Origin of the sequence: Lysinibacillus sp. 2017 (assembly GCF_003073375.1) — a bacterium.
In the GTDB taxonomy this organism is placed as follows: domain Bacteria; phylum Bacillota; class Bacilli; order Bacillales_A; family Planococcaceae; genus Solibacillus.
On record NZ_CP029002.1, the window covers coordinates 1,714,429 to 1,734,086 of the forward strand.

The window sequence follows — 19,658 nt, forward strand, 5'->3', positions numbered from 1 at the left end:
GGTTCTAATGACTTAATCGTTGTTGGACTAACGGGGGCGTTGATCTAAAAAGGATTAATGCCTTTTTTGTTGAAGTAATAGACTATAGCAGCAGTTTAGTTTCAAGTAATCATAAAAGCAAAGTAGTATAAGGTAATCGATTGAAGAGCAGAACACTGCCAATTTTTAGAGGGAGGTACATGAAAATAAAGAAATATTTTATATTTACCTTAGTCTTATTTTTATTTGGATGTGAGGAGAAATCAATACCGGTATTAGAAAGTAGTGAAGTAAATAATAATGCCCAAATTGAGCAACTCGAAATGGTAAATGAGCAATTGAAAAATCAAATATCTGAAATGGAAAAGAAGAATGACGAAGAAAAGGAAGCGTTACGGACAACAATGAATTTAGCATTTCATCTTTTCACGGCAATAAATAATAAAGATTTTGATTATATTACATCCATTTCTTCTTCGAATGTTCAAGTTGACGTGGAAGAAAGTATGATCAATTCTACTAACTATAGTTATAAAATTAATGATATGGAGTATCTTTTAGAAAACCTAGAGTACCGTTTTTATGAATTAAAAAATGATACGTTGATAATTGGCTTTGCAAACTATTTTTTTGAGGGACATAGTACCATTTATTTTGGATTTATTAAACAGAATGGACAATGGCTATTTGATTATATAGTGACTGATGCTTAAGAAGCTGAATATAAGGGGGCTTTCCTTTAATGATAGGAGGCCTTTTTCTTATGTCACAAAAGACAGTTTACTTCAATAAGAAATAATTATGGATTTACATAAATAACCCATATTTTTCTTTATATACCTTATCGAGTATGATAAAGAAAAGAAATACTTTTCATACTTAGGAGGGAAATGCATGATTCTTGGATTACATCACGCACAGATAACGATTCCAAGCGGTGCTGAAGAGGAAGGTAAGAATTTTTATTGTAATGTATTGGGATTAGAAGAAATTGAGAAGCCAGTTTCACTTCGAGGAAGAGGAGGCTTTTGGTTACAAGTTGGTAATAAAGAAGTACATGTAGGAACAGAAGATGGCTTTGATCGATTGACAACAAAAGCTCACTTAGCATACCAGGTAGAGGATGTATCGTATTGGAGAAGCCTATTGATGGAAAAGGGTATAAAAATATTAGATTCAGTACCAATTCCTAATTTTGAGCGCTTTGAGTTTAGAGACCCTTTTGGAAACAGAGTAGAGATTATTAAAGAAATTTAGTTTTTTTTTAGTATTCAACTTAATGAGCAGTTCACAGAAAGTAGAAGCGGAATGGAGAATGTCTTGTGGCAACTTTCTAATGACTTTGAAGTTATTATATGTTTATTAAACTTATTGGAGGATGCTATTTTGACAAATTTAAAAGGTAAGTTAGCTATTGTAACAGGTGCTAGTCGCTCTACTGGAATTGGAGCTGCTGTGTGTCTAGCATTTGCAGAAGCGGGTGCAGACATTTTCTTTACACATTGGAGTCAATTTGATGAAAAAGAAGGTAATGGTGCAGAAAGAGATTTTCCAGACATTCTTAGTGAACGGATAAGTAAATTAGGTGTTAGATGTCATCATTTAGAGATTGATTTATCAAAGCCTGAAGCACCAATAGAACTTCTAAATGAGGTTGAAAATAAAATTGGGCCGCCTAGCATTTTGGTCAACAATGCAACATTTGGGGCACCATCTAATTTTAGAAATTTAAATGAAGAAATTTTAAATAAACATTATCAAGTTAATAATAGCGGGACAATTTTGCTAAGTATAGAATTTGCAAAAAGGTTTGAAAAAGTTTTTTTAAGTAAAAAAGGTGGAAGAATCATAAATCTCGTTTCTGGAGGTCCAGATCCAAATAATTTAGCCTATATTGCTACTAAAGGGGCTATTATTGCGATTACTGAACCATTGTCAGTTGGTCTCGGCCCAATTGGCATAACTGTAAATTCGGTTAATCCAGGTCCGACTGATACAGGGTGGATGAATGAAGAATTAAAATCTCACTTCATAAATCTATTTCCTATGGGACGTTTAGGGGTACCTGAAGATGCAGCAAAGTTAATAAAATTTTTAGCAAGTGATGATTCCGAATGGATTACTGGTCAAATTATTAATTCTGATGGTGGATTTTTGGGTAAGTAATTAAATACAGAAAGGGTGTTCGCATATTTTAACATCAACTACTTTTAAAAATGTTATTCATTCCGTAGAAAATACATATCAAACTTTAGATTGTACAGGTGCAGCTCTTGTGATTTTTCATAACAATGAATTAAAGGTCGAGCAATATTATGGGAAACAATCTGCCAAAGAAGACGCTCGTTTAGTTCAACCCGATACAAAGTTTCATATTGCTTCCTGTCGAAAAAGTTATGTCGCATTTGCTGTTGCCTATGCGCTCCATTATGGCTACATTCGATCATTAGACGATGAAATTTTAATGTACCTCCCGCTATCACATCAGAAGGAAATATATAAAGGCACGACAATTCGTCATCTTGTAACGCATTCACACGGACTTACAGAAAGTAATGGAGAAGGTGTAAGGGAATTTACTGCTGGTACGAGCTGGGCATATCGTGGCATAAATGTAGAATTAATATCTGAAATTATTCAATTTACAACTAAAAAAACAATTGCAGCTATAGTAAATGATGAGGTGTTTACACCTTTAAATTTCACTGAAACAAATTGGTACAACACATTTGATGATACTTTTGTTGATGTGATTGGAAAAGAGAATAATAGACATTGGTCAGCTTCCAAAAATCTTGACGGTAGCAAAATGAATATGTATGTTTCAGCACGTGAACTAGCGAAATGGGGGCTAATTCATCTAAATAAAGGCTCGTTAAACGGGGAACAAGTGCTTGATCCAAACATTTTTAAACTTGCTACGACTATACAAAGCACGCCTTACTCAAACGTTGATTTGCCTGATAATGGAATTTTTTGGTTTGTGAAAGCGTCACAGGCTAAAAAATCCGAAATAGGAGCACTTGTGCCAAATGGTGCCTATCAAATCTTAGGATATACAACGGTTACACTTTTAGTAATTCCAAGTGAAAACATCGTAGCTGTAAGAGCATTTAATAGCTATGGAAATCCAGAGGGCTATGATTATTTGAAGGATGTAAGAGCTTTTGGAGATGCAATTATATTAGATTTAAAATGATGGTTTAGGATGAAAGCGCAAAATAACGCTCACCTGATCAACAGGTGAGCGTTTGTGTATGTTTTATTTAATGCTATTTGGCTATTTGGAATGAGACAATCTAAATGATTTATTCTTTCACCTCAATTGGTTCTTTCGTGCCTTCCTGTTCTCTGTTCTTATGGTAAAGGATTACAGTAATTAGTATAATACCTGATGCTATCCATATGGCTTTGTGTTCTAAGGACGTACTAAAAAAGGTCCCAATTAAAGCGCCACCAATAAAAGAAAGAATAATTGCAGAGAAATATATGAATTTTTTCTTGGCTTCTTGATCATGGTTTGCAAATGCTCCATAGGAAGCGGAAGCTGCTGTTCGTAGATTCCCTGTAGTGATTGTTGAATTGTAGCTCCACTTTCCCAATTTGTTAAAGGTCGCAATTTGTAAAGAGGACACAAATGCAACACTGATGGTGATAATCATATTAGGTACACTTCCTGGTAACCATCCAACTATAAATAAAATTACACACTCCAATGCCAGAACGGCTCGTCTATACTTATCTAGTCGATCTTTCATATGTTCTGCAACTAAAACACCTGCAATAAAGGCCAAAAAGGGTGGTACATTTTGGAATGCTCCATCATACTCCGGACTTGCAGCTCTTACCGCAAATAATACAGTATTACCGGTTTGTGCTGTTGCAAACACGCCATCTCTGGTGATATAAGTATACGCATCTAAATAACCCCCAACTAAAGCTAATAACATACCCATAATCAAGGAGTTCGGTGCTAATGAGTACCATTTTTTCGTTTTATCCATCATCTGTTTTATCTCCTTACTCAAAATGCTCCGTTACATAGTTAATAGGCGGGACCATAAGAACACCACCACTTAACCGGAATTATTCCACAGTTAAGCTCTAATTATTCGAAGAAAGCAATTCCAGTACCTTTATGCATTATTATCAATAGTGAAGGGGAACTCGAATGAAAGTCTTTCAAGACACAAAAAGCCAAGAAACGTTGTGAAATAAACGTTTCTTGACCTTTTCCTTGGATATTGTTTATACAGCTTTTTAAGCGAAATTTGGAGGCAAATCACCTTTAATAATTGAAGGTAACGTGTCATGTATATAAGGTGGGGCAGGATTTAAAGCTGGTTTTGGTGCTAGTGGTAGAGGCTGCTCGACGTAACGGAATTGCCCCTCTCCATCTAAACTTGGTCCATTTGCCCATCTACCTGCAGCGCTCTCATTTCCTTTTGAAAAATTAAATAATGTATGAGATACCTCGCGTTTTTCAAGCTCACGTGGGAATGTGCTTGGAACAATAATGTTTTCTTTTGCTTCAAGTTCTTTAATGGCGGCTATCCATTGATTTTGGTGCATAGTATCTCTCGCAATTAACCACGATAGCATATCTTTTACACCTCGATCAGTAGTAGCTTCATATAATCTTACCGCTTGTAATCGGCCTTGAGATTCTGCGTTTAAATTTGCTCTAAAGTCTGCAAGTAAATTTCCACTTGCAACAATATAATCTGCATTCCAACGATTTCCTACACTATCCACTGGCATAGCGCCAAGTCCAGAGACAATAGCATGCTGCGGATTCATACCACCGAGAATGGCTCCGATTACAGGATCTTTTGCAGCGACCTCTAAATCCCCAACTGGAGCACCATCTAATAACCTTGCAATCATGGTAGCGAGCATTTCTATATGTGCCAATTCTTCAGTACCAGTATCCATCAAAAGGTCTTTATACTTGCCATCTCCACGAACATTCCAACCTTGGAACAGATATTGCAAAGCAACGGAAATCTCCCCAAATTGCCCACCTAAAATTTCTTGTAATTGCTTGGCAAAAAAAGGATCCGGTTTTTCAGGCTTTGCATGATATTGTAACTTTTTTGTATGATAAAACAATTTTCCACACCCTTTTGTTTAATACTACCAACCATTATATGACTTAAAAAAAATTGGGTGCATGTTTTTAGATATTTCTTACAACTTAGAGGGGAACAATATGTATTCATTTGAATTACGAACTTGACTAGAGCTATGGGAATTTTTTCGTTTTATCTCCTTATTCAAAATGCTCTGTTACAAAACAGGCTATCATTTGAGGTTTAATGTATCGAACAGGGCGAGGTATGAAAGAAAATGTATTTGTATTATAATGGAAAAAGCTAAATCACTACTTCATTGGGTAAATTTTTATTTGTATTAGTTCTATCAGATATAGTGGGCAAATTTTTTACCAAGACTTAATTTCAAACAATAATTTGTATATGAAATGATATTTTTAATCGGTAGTTTGACCCTATTAGAGTAACAAAATTGATATCAAGATGGAGCCACGCCCCCAGGATAGGCGTAATAATCATAAAATATGTAGAAAAGATTATGCGTAGATCAAAATCTACGAATGGGGTCAACATATAAAATATATTTACCTCTATTATTAAGGAGAGAATAAAATGAAACTATATATTGAAAATTTGAATGGAAATATGGCTAACGAAATTCTCAACTGGAAATACGATAAGCCATATGACTTTTACAATAATGAAGTAACCGATGAAGCGATGAAGGAAATACTTGATGGTTCATACTACGCGATTGTTGATGAATTGAAAGAATTAATTGGATTTTTTTGCATGGGTGAGAATGCCCAAGTGCCCATTGGAAAACAATTTGGAGTTTATATAGAGGATTTTGTTGATATGGGACTTGGTATGAATCCGAATCTTGTTGGCAGAGGAAATGGTTATGAATTTTGCTCATTTATTATTAAATTTATCCAAGAAAATTGTAAAAGTACGCCAATTCGTTTAACAGTGGCAAAATTTAACCTAAGAGCTATTCATCTATATGAAAAGCTTGGTTTTGTGGCGGAAAATGAATTTAGCACCGATTTTGCAGAATTTATGACAATGGTTAAAAAAGTCGGTTAATAGGGATATAACAGAATTCTACAGCTAAAAGGTGGGAAAATTCATGAAATTAACTGACCCAACTACTTTTGAAGCATGGCTACATCCACATTCCATCGAATGGTACAAACAACTCAGTAACCTTCAGGGAAAATACATCTAATCTTGGAACTCTACAATTAGTGAGCCTAATGGAGAAACTATTTTTGATAAAGAAGTGACTCAAAGCTAATAGTAATTTCTCTGATTCGAATATAGATGTAATAAATAGTACAGAGTTTATTCATTCCCCCCTAGATATTTTAAAGTTACGTTGTTTTGGCCAGCATCCATCAATTTATGAAACATTGAAAGAAAAAGACTTGTATAAAATAGCTAAAGTTTTTGAACAGCATGCAACAGAAGATGGCTTACCTATAACATTTTCGCGCTATATTCGGGCAACTATTTAACTTTTATGGGTAATCACTATTGTAGGGGGAAAATATGAAATTAAAGAATATCGACATTGATGGACAAATGAAACATTATAATGTGCTAGGTTTGAGTATTGCTTTGCTTGAGAACGGGCAAATTAGCGGAACAGAAAATTACGGTTTACTAGAGGCAGAAAGCGATAGGAAGGTTAATGAAAATTCTATTTTTAGTGCGTGTTCCATTAGCAAGTTTTTAACAGGAATACTTGCTATAAAGCTAATAGAGGAAGGCTTTATAGATTTAGATGAGGATATAAATCAAAGACTTAAATCATGGAAAGTACCAGAAAATGAATTTACTAAAAATAAAGGTGTTACATTGAGAAATTTACTTAGTCATCAATCTGGAATTAAGGACCCAGAAGGCAGCTTTTCTGAACTAAATTCAGAAATAGGCATTCCTTCAATGGTTGAATTATTGGAGGGCAAAAGTCCTTATTGTAAAGCTCCTATTAAAGTGCTGTGTGAACCAGAGAGTGAATTTCACTACTCAGATGCAGGTTATTGTGTTATTCAGCAACTAATTGAAGATGTTACAGATAAGCCGTTTTATCAAGTGGTGAATGAGTTCATATTTAAGCCATTAGGAATGGGAAATAGCAATTTAAATACAACAATGTTAGAGAAAGATAAAAAACAATTTTCTTGTGGTCATAATAAAGAAGGGGAATTGGTTGAGGAAAAGTATCCTATATATCCTTACCCAGCAGCTTCTGGATTATGGACAACTTCTTTAGATTTAGCTCGATTAGTTCTTGAGTTACTGAATGCTCTAAAAGGAGAAAGTAAAATTGGCATTTCAGAAAGATTAGCAAAAGAAATGATAACACCGCAAAAAGGTAAGAGTTGGACTGGATTAGGTGTGTTTCTTGAAGGTTCCGAAAAACAATTAGAAATTACATCACTTGGTTGGGGAGTGGGCTTTCAATGTATGATGGTAGCATTACCACATATGGAAAAAGGGGCAGTTATCATGACTAATGCAGATTTAGGTGTGCATCAAATGGAAGGAATTATAGGAGAGATATATACAATGCTTATGTCTTAAATTATTTTAGGGGGGAGAAAGATGCAAATAGCTTTCGCGAATCTAAACCATATATCTGAAGTTGTATCATTTTTCAATGAAAATTTAGATAGTAATCATAGCGCAGTTTATTCCGAAGAGTTTGTATGTCCTCTTGGAATTAAAGCAGCCATCAGAAGAAATCAAATGATAGTAGCAACAGTAGAAGGTCAAGTAGTGGGAGCATTTCGATTTTATAGAAAAAAGACACAAAATAAAATTTCTTTATATCAATTTGCGATAAGAGGGGATTATCGGGGTCAAGGATTGTTAAAAAAGATGTTAAAACCGATAAATGATTTACCTATCATGATACTTTGTCCAATGAATTCTGATTTTAATGACTATTTTCGTAAAACGGGTTGGAGTTTACAAGAACAAAATGAAGAGTATAAAATCTGGGTTTTTAGTAACCTTCATTAATTGGTTTTTTTAATAACAAATCGCAAAAAAGAGAAATTGCGCTGTGCAATTTCTCTTTTTGTTTGAACTGAAATTAATTATAACTCGTACTCGGTAACTTCTTTAGTTGCCGTTACCGTTACCATTACCGTTGCCGTTACCATTACCATTACCATTACCGTTGCCGTTACCGTTACCGTTACCGTTACCGTTACCGTTACCGTTACCGTTACCGTTACCGTTACCGTTACCGTTACCGTTACCGTTACCGTTACCGTTACCGTTACCGTTACCGTTACCATTACCATTACCATTACCATTACCATTACCATTACCATTACCATTACCATTACCATTACCATTACCATTACCATTACCATTACCATTACCATTACCATTACCATTACCATTACCATTACCATTACCGTTGCCGTTACCGTTACCATTACCGTTGCCGTTGCCGTTGCCGTTACCATTACCGTTACCATTGCCTGGCTTCCCAACATTCACTTCAAACGTTAGTGTGTTTTCACCATACGTTACTGTAATCTTTGTAGTACCTTGACCTTTACCTTTTACAGCACCCGCTTTTACAGTAGCAATCTTATCATTCTCTACTTTGTAATTTGCAAGTGTTGTAACGTCTTTTTCTGTTACTTTACCGTCAAAAGTAGTTATTTCATTAATCTTAACCATAACTTCTTTACCTATACTAGTTTCAACCTGAGCTTGGTCGATTTCTAGAGTTACTACCGGTTCTTCTATAACCGGCGCCTTAACTGTAACATTTACATTTACTTCATTATTACCGTATGAAATAGTAATTGTCGTTGTGCCATCTCCTACTGCAGTTACTAATCCATTTACTACAGTTGCAACATTTTCATCTGCAATAACATACGTAGCTTTTGAAGTTACATCTTCCTCTGATGCCTCGCCTTCAGCAGGCGTTGATGTTTCCGTTACCGCAAGCTGTGCAGTTTCTCCAACTGTTAGATCTAACACAGTAGGGTTTACAGAAAGTGTTAAGACAGGTTCTACTATTTCTTTTTCATAGATTATTGCCTCGCCAACATTTCCAGCAGCGTCAGTAATTACTACTGTCACAGCATTCGTTTCTGCTGTTACTGGGAATGTGAAGCTACCGTTCTGATTTAATTCAAAAGCAACTGGCGCTTGTACTTCGCCATTTACCGTCGCAATATATGAAGCTTTTAATTTATCATTTAAATTGTAATCTAAACCGTATAAATATAATTCTTCATTGTAATCGATATACTTATCAGTTACTTGTCCTGTAGCGACACCTTCAGCTACTGAACCTGTAATTTCCGGCTTTGTCGTTTTTACAACAATTGGTCCAACATAATCCGAAACTACTCCTGTAGCAGCAAGACCTGTGAAGTCAATTGTATATAGACCATCCGGAATCGTTGTTGCAGGTGCTGAGCTCCACGGTTTGTATTGCCCGCCAACGTTCAGCGTATAAGATCCTTTTCCAAGCGAAGTACCTGCGTGTAGATAACCGATGTAGCCATCTCCATATTCTCCGCCTTCAGGATTCATAATATCCCAAAGCTCGATATAGTTCGTTGATACATCTCCAGTTAATGTGAATGAAAGTACAGCCGAGTCTTTCACGCCATCTCCGTTAAACGATAAGTCTGTTTCTGTAATCTTGAAGTCTTTTAGTTGAGTTGTAGCCACACTACCGAAATCAGCAGCGAATGGCAATGAAATGTCTGTAGCTCCACCGTTAATGTGGATATATCCTAGTATTTCAGAGCCGTTTGGTGCCGTAGCTTGTGAGGCAGTTAATGTAATATTTAAAATTTGCTCACCAGCTAGATTAAATGTCGGCTGATCTACTGTAACGGCAGCATCACCAAATGTTTTTGTTACATCTACTGATACATTGTATTGGCCGCCATTTCCTTTAATATCTTTTACTAATACTTGTTTCGTTACAGAAATATTCCCGTCTTTCAGTGATTGAGGACCAAAAGTAACAGTACCTTTCTGGTTTTCTACAACAGCTCCAGTTCCATCTAAAACTGCCGTATCAAGTGCATACGCAAGAATTTCTGGATGAGCAGCTGCATAAGGGTTTACACGCCCTGCACCTTGAGAGAACACATCATATTTTGCTGTGTCTAAAACTTTTGCAGTATTGGATAGCGCAACTTTTACATCGAACGCGTTCCAATCAGGATTTGCTTGTTTCACTAATGCAGCAATACCCGCAATATGTGGTGTTGCCATAGAAGTTCCTGTTTTGCGATCATATGCTTTATCGTAAACTGCATTAGGGAAATCTGTTTTATACATTGGAATCGTTGACATAATATTTGTTCCAGGCGCTGATACGTCTGGTTTAATATCAAAGTTTGGTGTAGATGGTCCACGTGAACTAGAAGAGTTTACATCATCCCCAGTTGTCGATGTGGAACCAAACTTACCAAAGCTTACTTTTCCAGTTCCGCCTGCTAATGCAGCGCGGATAGCATTACCATCTGTTACGGACAAATCGAATGTTGGCAGGAACTCAAATGAGTCACCAAGGAATGTACCTGAAATATCTGGTGCATTTGTTCCGCCAGCAAAGTTATGAATAATTGTTGCAACTGCTCCATTTGCTTTGGCATTCGCAATTTTATCAACAAATGCGATACTGCCGCGAGAAATCAAAGCCACTTTACCTTCTACATCAATTCCTTCAAAATCTTTCATTTCTCCGTTTCCAGGAATCGCAACTAGATCAAATTCTCCTTGAAGCTGTGCTACTAAATTTCCACCAAAAGTAGTTCCCATCAATGGAAGTTGTTTTGTAAGATTGAAATCGCCTACTGTAACGTTAACTTCACCGTTATACATTGTTTCAGGATTTGTTGTGTTACCAACTGCAATCCCTAAACGAGCAGTTGCTGGTGTTCCCATAGTACCGCGGTTTGGACCAGAGTTTCCTGTTGCAATCACTCCAATTGTTCCAGCCATCATTGCATTATTAATAGCAAATGAGCCAGCATCTGTTTCAGAGTTAGCACCGCCGCCAAGTGAAAGATTGATAATGTCCATTTCTTCTATTACTGCAGTTTCAATTGCTTTCACAATACCAGACGTAGCACCACTTCCATATGCCCCAAGAACACGATAAGCATACAGGTCTACTTTTGGAGCGATTCCTTTAATACCGAATTCGTTAGCTCCGATTGCTGCAATTGTTCCGGCAACATGTGTACCGTGAGAAGTATAGAACGCGCTTCCGTTTGCATTAAATTCAGGTGTCCCAGCTGGGCGCTCTGAAGGTAATGTCTCCGATGCATCGTTATCTTCACGGGGCTTAGTGTAAGTTGACGAGTTAGGGATGAAGTTTTTCCCGCCTTTATAAACTCCAGCAAACTCAGGGTGGTCTGCATCAATACCAGTATCTAGTACAGCTACTTTTACCCCTTGTCCTTCAATTCCTTCATTCCAAAGCTGTTCGATGCCAAGGAAAGAATTACTTGTATTCATTTGAGCTTCTAATTGATCTTCCTTAATAAGTTCCGATGATTTCGTTGAATTATCCTCTGAAGCATAAACAATTGCATCAGGTTCAATTAATGTAATTCCTTCAATTGTTAGTAATTTCGGAAGGTCATTTGCTTTGATAGTTGCCGCAAAACCGTTTAACACCGTATCAAATGTGTATCCTTGCGTCATCTGTACTTGTTTTGCAACTAACTCTCTTTTTACTTTTGCCTGTTGAGCTTTAACATTTGAACGAACTTCATTTGCTCGAGCATTAGAGAATTTTTTGCCTTTTACTTCGCTCATCCCTTGCTCTAGTGCAACTGGCTTTTCAGATAAATGAACGATAACTGCAACCTCTTCATTGCCTGATACATTTTGTAAGCTTTCATGAAGAGTGGGACCATCTTTAGACAAGCTTAGCTGTTCAGCAATAGCCGCCTTTAGTTCGATCATACTTTGACTTTGACTATCCTGCTTGAATGGATTCCGTTCTTCAGCACTAGCACTCGAGAATGGAACTAATAGAGAAAGCACCATAACGAAAGCTAGAATACTACTTAAGAACTTTGTAAACTTAAACTTATTCAAATCTCAATTCCCCCCTTGTTTTAATTTTCATACTTTTCAGTTTAGTATGACGCTTACAATTTATCACAAGGAAACCAATTTATATATCGAAATACTCTGATATTTCTAAATATTGATATAAAGTAATAGTTTATGGAAAATAGGTTACATCTATCTTCCTGGTAATATAATAAAAAGTAGAACTTTCAGAATGGAATTAAAGAAAGGGCTGAGAAAAACAACTAAAATAGGCCTCTTGGAATGGGAAATCCCTATTCAAGAGGCACGATTATTGAGGTGCATTTATATAATTATATTTTAGTAGCTTGTTAATAAAAATCTATATCAATACTTTGTACGTTAGTTTGTGCCGTTTTAAGCATTCTTACCTCAAGCACACCATTTCTATAAATTGCCTTCACACTGTCTCTAGAAACAGGACTTGGTAGGAATATAGAACGATAGAAGCCACCTGCATAACGCTCTTGTCTAAACATATTTCCATCATTTATTTCTGTTGCTTTATTGATGGAACCTCTAATGCTTAACATATTCTGATCAACATTGATCTGTATATCGTCGTCCTTTTCTAAACCAGGAATATCACAAATAACGATGACTTCCGTTGCTGTTTCATGCACATCGACTTTCATGCCGCTAAAGTTTCCAAACATATTATCAAAAAAACTCAAATCAAAAGGAAAAGCTGAAAACATCCGGTCAAATTCTTTTCTTACATTCGATAATTGTTTAAATGAATCATCAGGTAGTAATGACATTCTATAAGCCTCCTATTTACTTTTGCTTATATTTTATGTGCAGGGCTCCTTAAATTGGCTGGGCAATATCAATTATTTAGTGAAATTCACATTACAGAGAACCTGTTTGAAGGACTGATCTGGATAAATGTTTATTTCGATGTGTATCCGGATGGCCGCTGAATGTTTGGGCAGGAGGTGGGGAGGGGTAATATACAACTAATTGTCAGGCGAAATTTCGGAAGTATATTTCTATTCTTAATAGTAGGAAAAAGTGAAATAGTTTTACTTTTAGGAAGGGAACAATTGGCACATCGAACCACAAAAAATTGTGTTACAATGGATGCTTGAAAGGAAGCATCATGAAAAGAACAGCATATTTTGATAACGCAAAAGCTATTTTAATTTACTTAGTTGTATTAGGACATTTACTATCGGGCTATTTGTTGGAAAATAAATATTTAGACACATTATATTTAGTTATCTATTTATTCCATATGCCAGCCTTTATTTTAATTTCAGGACATTTTTCTAGAAAAATTAAAAGTAAAGCAGATCTAAAGAAAATCGCTAAAACTTTGATTTTACCCTATGTTATTTTCCAACTCATATATAGTCTTTACTATAAAAGCATCTTTGGTGACGGAGTAGAAATAGAGTTTTTTGAACCACGCTACGCCTTATGGTTTTTACTCAGTATGGTGATGTGGAAACTCATGCTATTGGTGTTCGGTGGTCATAAAGCGATGGTTTTAGTATCCATCGTTGTATCCTTACTAGTAGGTTATATGAGTGAAGTGAATGAGTGGCTAACTTTATCGAGAACATTTTTCTTCTTCCCATTCTTTTTAATAGGTTATTACTTGAATCGGGAAAATTTTGCGAAGATGAAAAATAAATGGAACGTACGAGTTGCGAGTACACTAGCGGTTATGCTTGTACTACTCGTCTATTTATACGGCGATGTCCATTGGCAGGAATGGTTTTTAGGACGTATACCGTACGAAGAGATTCACTATGGAATACTTCAATCAAGTGTACTAAGCAGATTACTAATTTACGGATTAATGATGGTTAGTACATATATCTTTTTAACACTTGTTCCAAAGGGAAATCTATGGTACACAACGATTGGCGGTAAAACACTATGTGTCTATTTACTACATTTATTTATCGTCCGAGCATTTAAAGAAACTCAAATTTTTGAATGGATAGAGGATACGGGGAATTATCTCGCATTGTTTGCGATTGCCTTTATCATTGTCTATGTATTATCGCGTAAATGGGTGTGGCGCATAACTGCTCCGATACTTACAGTAAATAAGAAATAATAGCAAAACAATTCAGACTGCAGAAAACTCTAGAGAAATTGAGTTTTCTGCAGTCTTTTTCGTTTAAAGTAAGTAAACATGAATTCTAAATCGAGCTTAAGGTATTTCAATACGTTTAAAATCCAATATAAATATAGACAAAAATCGCATTATTATAAAAATTAAGTTAATATCATTCGCATTATTTAAATTAAACGGTATACTTAGATGCATTGTGACAAATGTTACAGGTTAGCTGGAGGAAAATACATGATTCAATTACATAATGTCAGTAAAAAATATGAGGAGTTTTATGCGGTCAAAAACGTATCACTTACTATTAATCAAGGCGAAATTTACGGATTAATAGGTCCAAGTGGGGCAGGGAAATCGACACTACTAAGGCTGATGAATCTACTAGAATTTCCAGATGCCGGTGAGGTAAATGTGGCTGGACAACAGCTCACATACCTATCTTCAAATCAATTACGTAATGCGAGAAAATCCATTGGTATGATTTTTCAACATTTTAATTTAGTAGCAAATAAAACAGTATATGAGAACGTTGCAATTTCATTGAAGTTAGCAAATTATCCAAAACGAGAAATAAAAACAAGAGTGGAAGAATGCTTAAAATTTGTTGGGCTTGAATCGATGCAGAAAAGATATCCCTCACAGTTAAGTGGTGGACAAAAGCAACGTGTCGCGATTGCGCGTGCGTTAGCAAATAAGCCACAAATGTTACTTTGCGACGAGCCTACCTCTTCACTCGACCCAACGACGACCGCTGAAATTTTAACAGTATTGCAAACGATCAATAAAACGTTTGGTGTAACGATTGTCATTGTCAGCCATGAGATGGACGTGATTAAGAGTATTTGTCAGCGTGTTTGTGTCTTAGCAGACGGTAAAGTTTATGAAACGGTAGACATTATCCCGGCTGGCATTACTAAAATCGCACACGATCCACAAACCTTCGTCGAACAATTAACGAGGAAGGATGACGTGAAATGATAGATATTTTAGTACAATACCAAGCAGAAATACTTCAATCGATTTTAGAAACATTTATGATGGTTGGCGTATCGATAGTAGCTGCAATAATTGTAGGATTACCCGTGGGCACACTGTTATTTTTATGTCGTAAGGAGCGTTTATTAGAAAATCGTATATTGTATGTAACATTAAATTTGCTGGTGAATATTATTCGATCATTTCCGTTTTTATTACTGGTCGTGTTTTTAATTCCATTTACTAGATGGCTTGTCGGAACTGCGATTGGGACGACAGCTGCAACTGTACCGTTAGCGATTATTGCGATTGCTCATTATTCTCGTCTTGTTGAGCAATCGTTGTTAGAAGTACCTAAAGGCGTTATCGATGCAGCTATTTCAATGGGTGCTTCGGTGAAGGAAGTGATTTTTAAATTTCTATTTGTTGAAGCGCGTTCGGGCCTTGTTCTTGGTCTAACAACCTCTACAATAAGCTTTATTTCGTATTCAACGATTATGGGCGTCGTTGGTGGTGGAGGAATTGGAGATTTTGCAATTCGATACGGCTACCAGCAATTCAAAACTGATCTTATGATGTATATGATCATCATTATGATAATTCTTGTACAGGGAATTCAGATAATAGGCACTACTGTTGCAAGAAAAATAGATAAACGATAGGAGCAAAAAAATGAAAAAATTATTCATGCTATTCACAGCGCTAGTTGTATTCTCACTGGCAGCATGTAGCGAAAAAGACGAAGCCGTTCCGAACAACAATGAAGCACAAGAACAACAGTCTACTACTTTGAAGGTGGCGTCATTAATCCCACCTATGACTGAAATTTTAGATGTTGTAAAACCATTATTAGCTGAAGAAGGTATCGAGCTTGAAGTGGTCATTTTAGGGGATAACGTCCAACCAAATGCGGCATTAGCAGCAAAGGAAGTGGACGCAAACTTCTTCCAACATCAACCATTCATGCAAGAGTACAATAAAAGTACCGATTCTAATTTAGTAGCGATTGAAAAAATTTACTATCCGAACTTCGGTATCTATTCGAAAAATTATAAATCATGGGATGCACTTCCTAATGGTGCAACACTAGCCATTGCAAATGATTTATCAAATATAGACCGTACACTACAATTACTAGCACAACATGACGTGATTACATTAAAAGAAAAAACGGATACATATTACGCATTAAAAGATATTGCAACGAATCCGAAAAACTTACAATTTAGTGATGTCGACCTATTAATGTTAGCGCGTATGTATGATGAAGCAGATGCGGTAGTTATGTATCCAGCATATGCAGCTCCACTTGGATTAACACCGACAAAAGATGCCATTCTAACTGAAGGTACAGGCAATGAATATGCGCTTCAATTAGTAACACGCGAAGATAATAAGGACGATGTAGTGATTCAAAAGCTGAAGGAAGCAATGGTCAGTGATGAAGTTCGTGAATTTTTAATCGAAAACTATGAGGAAACAGCATCACCAGCGTTTTAGCGAACGGTTACTTGAATATATTTTTAGAGTAAATTTATAAAATCATTCCTATTAGTCAAACCTTAGAATGAGATGAGTTAAGACAGAAAGCTGTTTAACTCTTTTCAAAAAATTAATGGAGGTTGATTGGATCAAATATGACTACTAATCGTAACAAGTCAACTGTTAAGAAAGAGCCTACTGCAAATAAATTACAGGTAAATCTAAAACGTCAGGAAAGTCAGCAAGAAGAGTTTAGTCCTGAATTTAATTTCTCTTCAGGTAAATTTAATGATTTTGTAAAAAAACAAAGACCAGCAGACAATAATCAACCTGTAAGTGAACGGACGGCATGGCACTAGTTTATATTTGATAACAATTCAACATTCAACACATTGATTGGAAGGAATCAAGGCCAGTGCCTTGGTTCCTCTTCTTTACTTTATATAACTTGTGATTAATATGGCACCCAAATTAGATGAATCTACCAATTTGGGTGTTTTTATTTTGCATGATTAGAAGAACAGTCGCATAAAGTGGGAATGGTGAAAAGTGGAGTAAAGAGGGTGCGTATTGAAAAAGAGTATACAAATTGCTGGTGCATTCGTCAGTTTAGTAGTTGGAGCAGGCTTTGCTTCTGGACAGGAAATCATGCAGTACTTTACAAGCTTTGGTATTATGAGCATATTTGGCTCTATTGTAGCAGCGATCATTTTTGCCATTTTAGGCATGACCCTTGCTCAAATCGGCTCTGATTTGCAAACTACTTCCCATAAAGAAGGCGTACATTATATTGGCGGTCGTTTTTTTGGTCCAGTGCTAGATCTATTAATTTCTTTTGTTTTATTCGGAATTTCGATTGTCATGTTTGCTGGAGCGGGTTCCACATTTAATCAAATGTACAGTATCGAAGCTTCCTTTGGGAGTATGCTGATGGCATTAGCTGTCATTTTTACGCTCTTGTTGAATGCGGAAAGTATTATCAAAATTATTGCGACATTAACGCCATATTTGATGGGCATTATATTTATTCTATTAATTTATTCCGTATTTACAATGGATTACGCTTTTAACGAGCTAAATGTCATGGCAAAAAACCAGCCTTCAGCAACTTCTCACTGGCTATCAGGTGCGATATTGTATGTTTCGTATAATATTACAGCAGGAGCAGCAATGCTTATTGTTATGGGGGGGACGACCAAGGATCGAAAAATTGCCAGACGCGGTGGTGCATTAGGTGGTATCGTACTAGGCTTGTTAATTTTGCTAATTAACGCGGCGTTATTTGCAAAAATGAACGTTGTGGCAGCAGTTGAAATGCCAACGCTTGAGCTTGCACAACAGATTCACCCGATAGTTGGCATTATCATGTCTGTTATTTTACTTGCAATGATCTATAGTACAGCTGTTGGGACGCTTTATATACTAGCAGTACGAATTGGAAATCCACAGCGCATATCATTTAAGTTAATTGTCATGCTGCTATGTTTAGTAGGATTTGCTATTAGTCTTGTGGGTTTTACAACTTTAATAGGCAAATTATATGCGATTATGGGCTATTTTGGAATCATCTTGATAATAGCGATTTTATTTTCGTGGCTACGTAAACCTAAAAGATAATTCCTTACTTCGTTAGCTATTATCTAACTGTTTTGAGCGATAATTGTTTTAACTATTCTAATGAACTATAGGTTACTTTAATTTCACGATATTTTTCTGGAAATAACGAATGACTAAACCCATATTTTATAACTAATTCATTATTATCTTTCCACTCTAATTGATAATCCATATTATCAAATGGCTTAAACTCATCATCAGTTTGAATATCCGCTAGATGTTTCATAAATAGTTTTGTTTTTGATAATTGATAAACATCCCCAGTAGCTCTTTCAGCTACAAGAAAATGCGCTTGATTATTTGGAGAAGAAAAGGTTGTATAAACCGTTTCTAAAGACAATGCGCCATACAGGAATGTGTAAGCTAAAATAAAAAAACTACCAATCATAGCAATTGCCGTAATACCTTTATCTTTAAGCTTTGAATGAACCAAATAAATACCGGATACACAAGTTAAAATTACGAATAAGCATATGAATAAATAATGAGGTATTCCATGTGTTGGATTTCCAATATATAAAAAGATTCCATTCTTACTTAGCGAAAATATTATAACTAAACAAGTCACACTAAAAGTGAAGCACACCCATACTGGTAATAACCGTGTATTATTAACTTTTTTCATTTGCGCACCTCGCCTGCTAAATTTCAAACTCATTGTAAAGTTCACTAGAAGAGAAGCATGATAATTGTTTTTCTATATTTTTTAGGTATTTCTTTCTAACATCTTTATCAATACTTAACAAGATTCAGCTGTTCCTAATTAGTAAGAATGGATTTCAATAAATAGGTGCCTGGTACATTTTTATTTTCAACATATTTAAATTCGTACGTGACATTATATACTCCTAAAATAATCAATATATGTTCTCCATCACGCATATAACCTCTAAACTCAAAGTTGTTATAATCAAATCTCTCCATTAATTCGCTCTCATAATTTACCTCAGTAAAAGTAATTATATTATCATCCCTATTTAGCGTAACGGAGGGGTCAATGACATTTTCTAAATACGCATAATCTTTATTAATCATGGCGTTAATAATTCTGAATGACAGGTTTAATGTATCTCTGAGTTGGTCACGTTCCATATCATAATCAGTACCACTAGACGCTTCTGTTCCATTTCCTTTAACTACTGGCTCATATTCGATTGTTGAACTAACCGCTTGTTTTTCAGGACTAGCCTTTGAACTAATGTAAAACCCGATTCCGCCCCCTATCAAAAACAGAATAACCATGATGAGTATGAATTTTTTATACATAGAAACGGATCTCCTCTAAGGTTTTTTTGGCTTACTTTACTTCCTATATAGTATATTTGAAAGTAGCGTATATATACTTTTTTTCATAT

Annotated in this window: 19 protein-coding genes; 13 read left to right on the forward strand and 6 right to left on the reverse strand. The window is 35.7% G+C overall.

What is annotated here, in order from left to right:
- Positions 1-179: 179 nt before the first annotated feature.
- From DCE79_RS08260 to DCE79_RS08275, 4 genes are all read left to right on the forward strand, one after another.
- Positions 180-692, forward strand: a complete 513-nt coding sequence (locus tag DCE79_RS08260; protein ID WP_108712589.1) for a hypothetical protein — start codon at positions 180-182, stop codon at positions 690-692.
- A 181-nt stretch (positions 693-873) separates the two neighbouring features.
- Positions 874-1,236 carry a VOC family protein gene (locus DCE79_RS08265; RefSeq protein ID WP_108712590.1) on the forward strand — a complete coding sequence of 121 codons (363 nt, stop codon included), beginning with the start codon at positions 874-876 and terminating at the stop codon, positions 1,234-1,236.
- Between the two features lie 129 nt (positions 1,237-1,365).
- Positions 1,366-2,145, forward strand: coding sequence for an SDR family oxidoreductase (locus DCE79_RS08270; RefSeq protein ID WP_234417372.1), 780 nt, complete (start codon positions 1,366-1,368; stop codon positions 2,143-2,145).
- A gap of 55 nt (positions 2,146-2,200) precedes the next feature.
- Positions 2,201-3,178, forward strand: coding sequence for a serine hydrolase domain-containing protein (locus tag DCE79_RS08275; RefSeq protein WP_255417982.1), 978 nt, complete (start codon positions 2,201-2,203; stop codon positions 3,176-3,178).
- A 109-nt stretch (positions 3,179-3,287) separates the two neighbouring features.
- Here DCE79_RS08275 and DCE79_RS08280 read toward each other — a convergent pair whose 3' ends face one another.
- The gene (locus DCE79_RS08280; protein ID WP_108712593.1) at positions 3,288-3,986 is read right to left on the reverse strand and encodes a YoaK family protein; all 699 of its coding nucleotides are present in this window, start codon (positions 3,984-3,986) and stop codon (positions 3,288-3,290) included.
- Positions 3,987-4,239: 253 nt separating this feature from the next.
- Positions 4,240-5,091, reverse strand: coding sequence for a manganese catalase (locus DCE79_RS08285; protein ID WP_108712594.1), 852 nt, complete (start codon positions 5,089-5,091; stop codon positions 4,240-4,242).
- A gap of 554 nt (positions 5,092-5,645) precedes the next feature.
- Here DCE79_RS08285 and DCE79_RS08290 point away from each other — a divergent pair.
- The 3 genes from DCE79_RS08290 (at position 5,646) to DCE79_RS08305 (ending at position 8,066) form a co-directional block, all read left to right on the forward strand.
- Positions 5,646-6,122, forward strand: a complete 477-nt coding sequence (locus tag DCE79_RS08290; RefSeq protein ID WP_108712595.1) for a GNAT family N-acetyltransferase — start codon at positions 5,646-5,648, stop codon at positions 6,120-6,122.
- 465 nt (positions 6,123-6,587) lie between these two features.
- On the forward strand, positions 6,588-7,625 hold the full coding sequence (locus tag DCE79_RS08300; protein ID WP_108712596.1) for a serine hydrolase domain-containing protein: 1,038 nt from the start codon (positions 6,588-6,590) through the stop codon (positions 7,623-7,625).
- A gap of 21 nt (positions 7,626-7,646) precedes the next feature.
- Positions 7,647-8,066: a GNAT family N-acetyltransferase gene (locus DCE79_RS08305; RefSeq protein ID WP_108712597.1), complete on the forward strand. Its 420-nt coding sequence runs from the start codon at positions 7,647-7,649 to the stop codon at positions 8,064-8,066.
- A 102-nt stretch (positions 8,067-8,168) separates the two neighbouring features.
- Here the strand turns inward: DCE79_RS08305 and DCE79_RS08315 are convergent, their stop codons facing one another.
- Together DCE79_RS08315 and DCE79_RS08320 are read right to left on the reverse strand one after the other, a co-directional pair.
- Positions 8,169-12,146: a S8 family serine peptidase gene (locus DCE79_RS08315; protein ID WP_234417374.1), complete on the reverse strand. Its 3,978-nt coding sequence runs from the start codon at positions 12,144-12,146 to the stop codon at positions 8,169-8,171.
- Positions 12,147-12,454: 308 nt separating this feature from the next.
- Positions 12,455-12,904 (reverse strand): Hsp20/alpha crystallin family protein, encoded by a 450-nt coding sequence (locus DCE79_RS08320; RefSeq protein WP_108712598.1) that lies wholly within the window; start codon positions 12,902-12,904, stop codon positions 12,455-12,457.
- A 341-nt stretch (positions 12,905-13,245) separates the two neighbouring features.
- Here DCE79_RS08320 and DCE79_RS08325 point away from each other — a divergent pair, with 341 nt between their 5' ends.
- From DCE79_RS08325 to DCE79_RS08350, 6 genes are all read left to right on the forward strand, one after another.
- Complete coding sequence (locus tag DCE79_RS08325) at positions 13,246-14,214, forward strand: acyltransferase family protein (protein ID WP_108712599.1); 969 nt, start codon at positions 13,246-13,248, stop codon at positions 14,212-14,214.
- Between the two features lie 249 nt (positions 14,215-14,463).
- Positions 14,464-15,207: a methionine ABC transporter ATP-binding protein gene (locus DCE79_RS08330; RefSeq protein WP_108712600.1), complete on the forward strand. Its 744-nt coding sequence runs from the start codon at positions 14,464-14,466 to the stop codon at positions 15,205-15,207.
- Positions 15,204-15,866 carry a methionine ABC transporter permease gene (locus tag DCE79_RS08335; RefSeq protein WP_108712601.1) on the forward strand — a complete coding sequence of 221 codons (663 nt, stop codon included), beginning with the start codon at positions 15,204-15,206 and terminating at the stop codon, positions 15,864-15,866. The genes DCE79_RS08330 and DCE79_RS08335 overlap by 4 nt, the downstream gene beginning before the upstream one ends.
- 10 nt (positions 15,867-15,876) lie before the next feature.
- Positions 15,877-16,704: a MetQ/NlpA family ABC transporter substrate-binding protein gene (locus tag DCE79_RS08340; protein WP_108712602.1), complete on the forward strand. Its 828-nt coding sequence runs from the start codon at positions 15,877-15,879 to the stop codon at positions 16,702-16,704.
- Between the two features lie 122 nt (positions 16,705-16,826).
- Positions 16,827-17,045 carry a hypothetical protein gene (locus tag DCE79_RS08345; RefSeq protein WP_159083074.1) on the forward strand — a complete coding sequence of 73 codons (219 nt, stop codon included), beginning with the start codon at positions 16,827-16,829 and terminating at the stop codon, positions 17,043-17,045.
- Positions 17,046-17,256: 211 nt separating this feature from the next.
- Positions 17,257-18,303 (forward strand): YkvI family membrane protein, encoded by a 1,047-nt coding sequence (locus DCE79_RS08350; RefSeq protein WP_108712604.1) that lies wholly within the window; start codon positions 17,257-17,259, stop codon positions 18,301-18,303.
- Between the two features lie 52 nt (positions 18,304-18,355).
- Here the strand turns inward: DCE79_RS08350 and DCE79_RS08355 are convergent, their stop codons facing one another.
- Both DCE79_RS08355 and DCE79_RS08360 read right to left on the reverse strand, forming a co-directional pair.
- Positions 18,356-18,928 carry a hypothetical protein gene (locus tag DCE79_RS08355; protein ID WP_108712605.1) on the reverse strand — a complete coding sequence of 191 codons (573 nt, stop codon included), beginning with the start codon at positions 18,926-18,928 and terminating at the stop codon, positions 18,356-18,358.
- A gap of 134 nt (positions 18,929-19,062) precedes the next feature.
- The gene (locus DCE79_RS08360; protein ID WP_108712606.1) at positions 19,063-19,569 is read right to left on the reverse strand and encodes a hypothetical protein; all 507 of its coding nucleotides are present in this window, start codon (positions 19,567-19,569) and stop codon (positions 19,063-19,065) included.
- Positions 19,570-19,658 lie beyond the last annotated feature (89 nt).

Coding starts and splice junctions, on each gene's coding strand:
- DCE79_RS08360 (WP_108712606.1), bottom strand. CDS start 19,569: ATGTATAAAAAATTCATACTCATCATGGTTATTCTGTTTTTGATAGGG.
- DCE79_RS08355 (WP_108712605.1), bottom strand. CDS start 18,928: ATGAAAAAAGTTAATAATACACGGTTATTACCAGTATGGGTGTGCTTC.
- DCE79_RS08330 (WP_108712600.1), top strand. CDS start 14,464: ATGATTCAATTACATAATGTCAGTAAAAAATATGAGGAGTTTTATGCG.
- DCE79_RS08305 (WP_108712597.1), top strand. CDS start 7,647: ATGCAAATAGCTTTCGCGAATCTAAACCATATATCTGAAGTTGTATCA.
- DCE79_RS08325 (WP_108712599.1), top strand. CDS start 13,246: ATGAAAAGAACAGCATATTTTGATAACGCAAAAGCTATTTTAATTTAC.
- DCE79_RS08260 (WP_108712589.1), top strand. CDS start 180: ATGAAAATAAAGAAATATTTTATATTTACCTTAGTCTTATTTTTATTT.
- DCE79_RS08335 (WP_108712601.1), top strand. CDS start 15,204: ATGATAGATATTTTAGTACAATACCAAGCAGAAATACTTCAATCGATT.
- DCE79_RS08300 (WP_108712596.1), top strand. CDS start 6,588: ATGAAATTAAAGAATATCGACATTGATGGACAAATGAAACATTATAAT.
- DCE79_RS08290 (WP_108712595.1), top strand. CDS start 5,646: ATGAAACTATATATTGAAAATTTGAATGGAAATATGGCTAACGAAATT.
- DCE79_RS08280 (WP_108712593.1), bottom strand. CDS start 3,986: ATGATGGATAAAACGAAAAAATGGTACTCATTAGCACCGAACTCCTTG.
- DCE79_RS08265 (WP_108712590.1), top strand. CDS start 874: ATGATTCTTGGATTACATCACGCACAGATAACGATTCCAAGCGGTGCT.
- DCE79_RS08340 (WP_108712602.1), top strand. CDS start 15,877: ATGAAAAAATTATTCATGCTATTCACAGCGCTAGTTGTATTCTCACTG.
- DCE79_RS08320 (WP_108712598.1), bottom strand. CDS start 12,904: ATGTCATTACTACCTGATGATTCATTTAAACAATTATCGAATGTAAGA.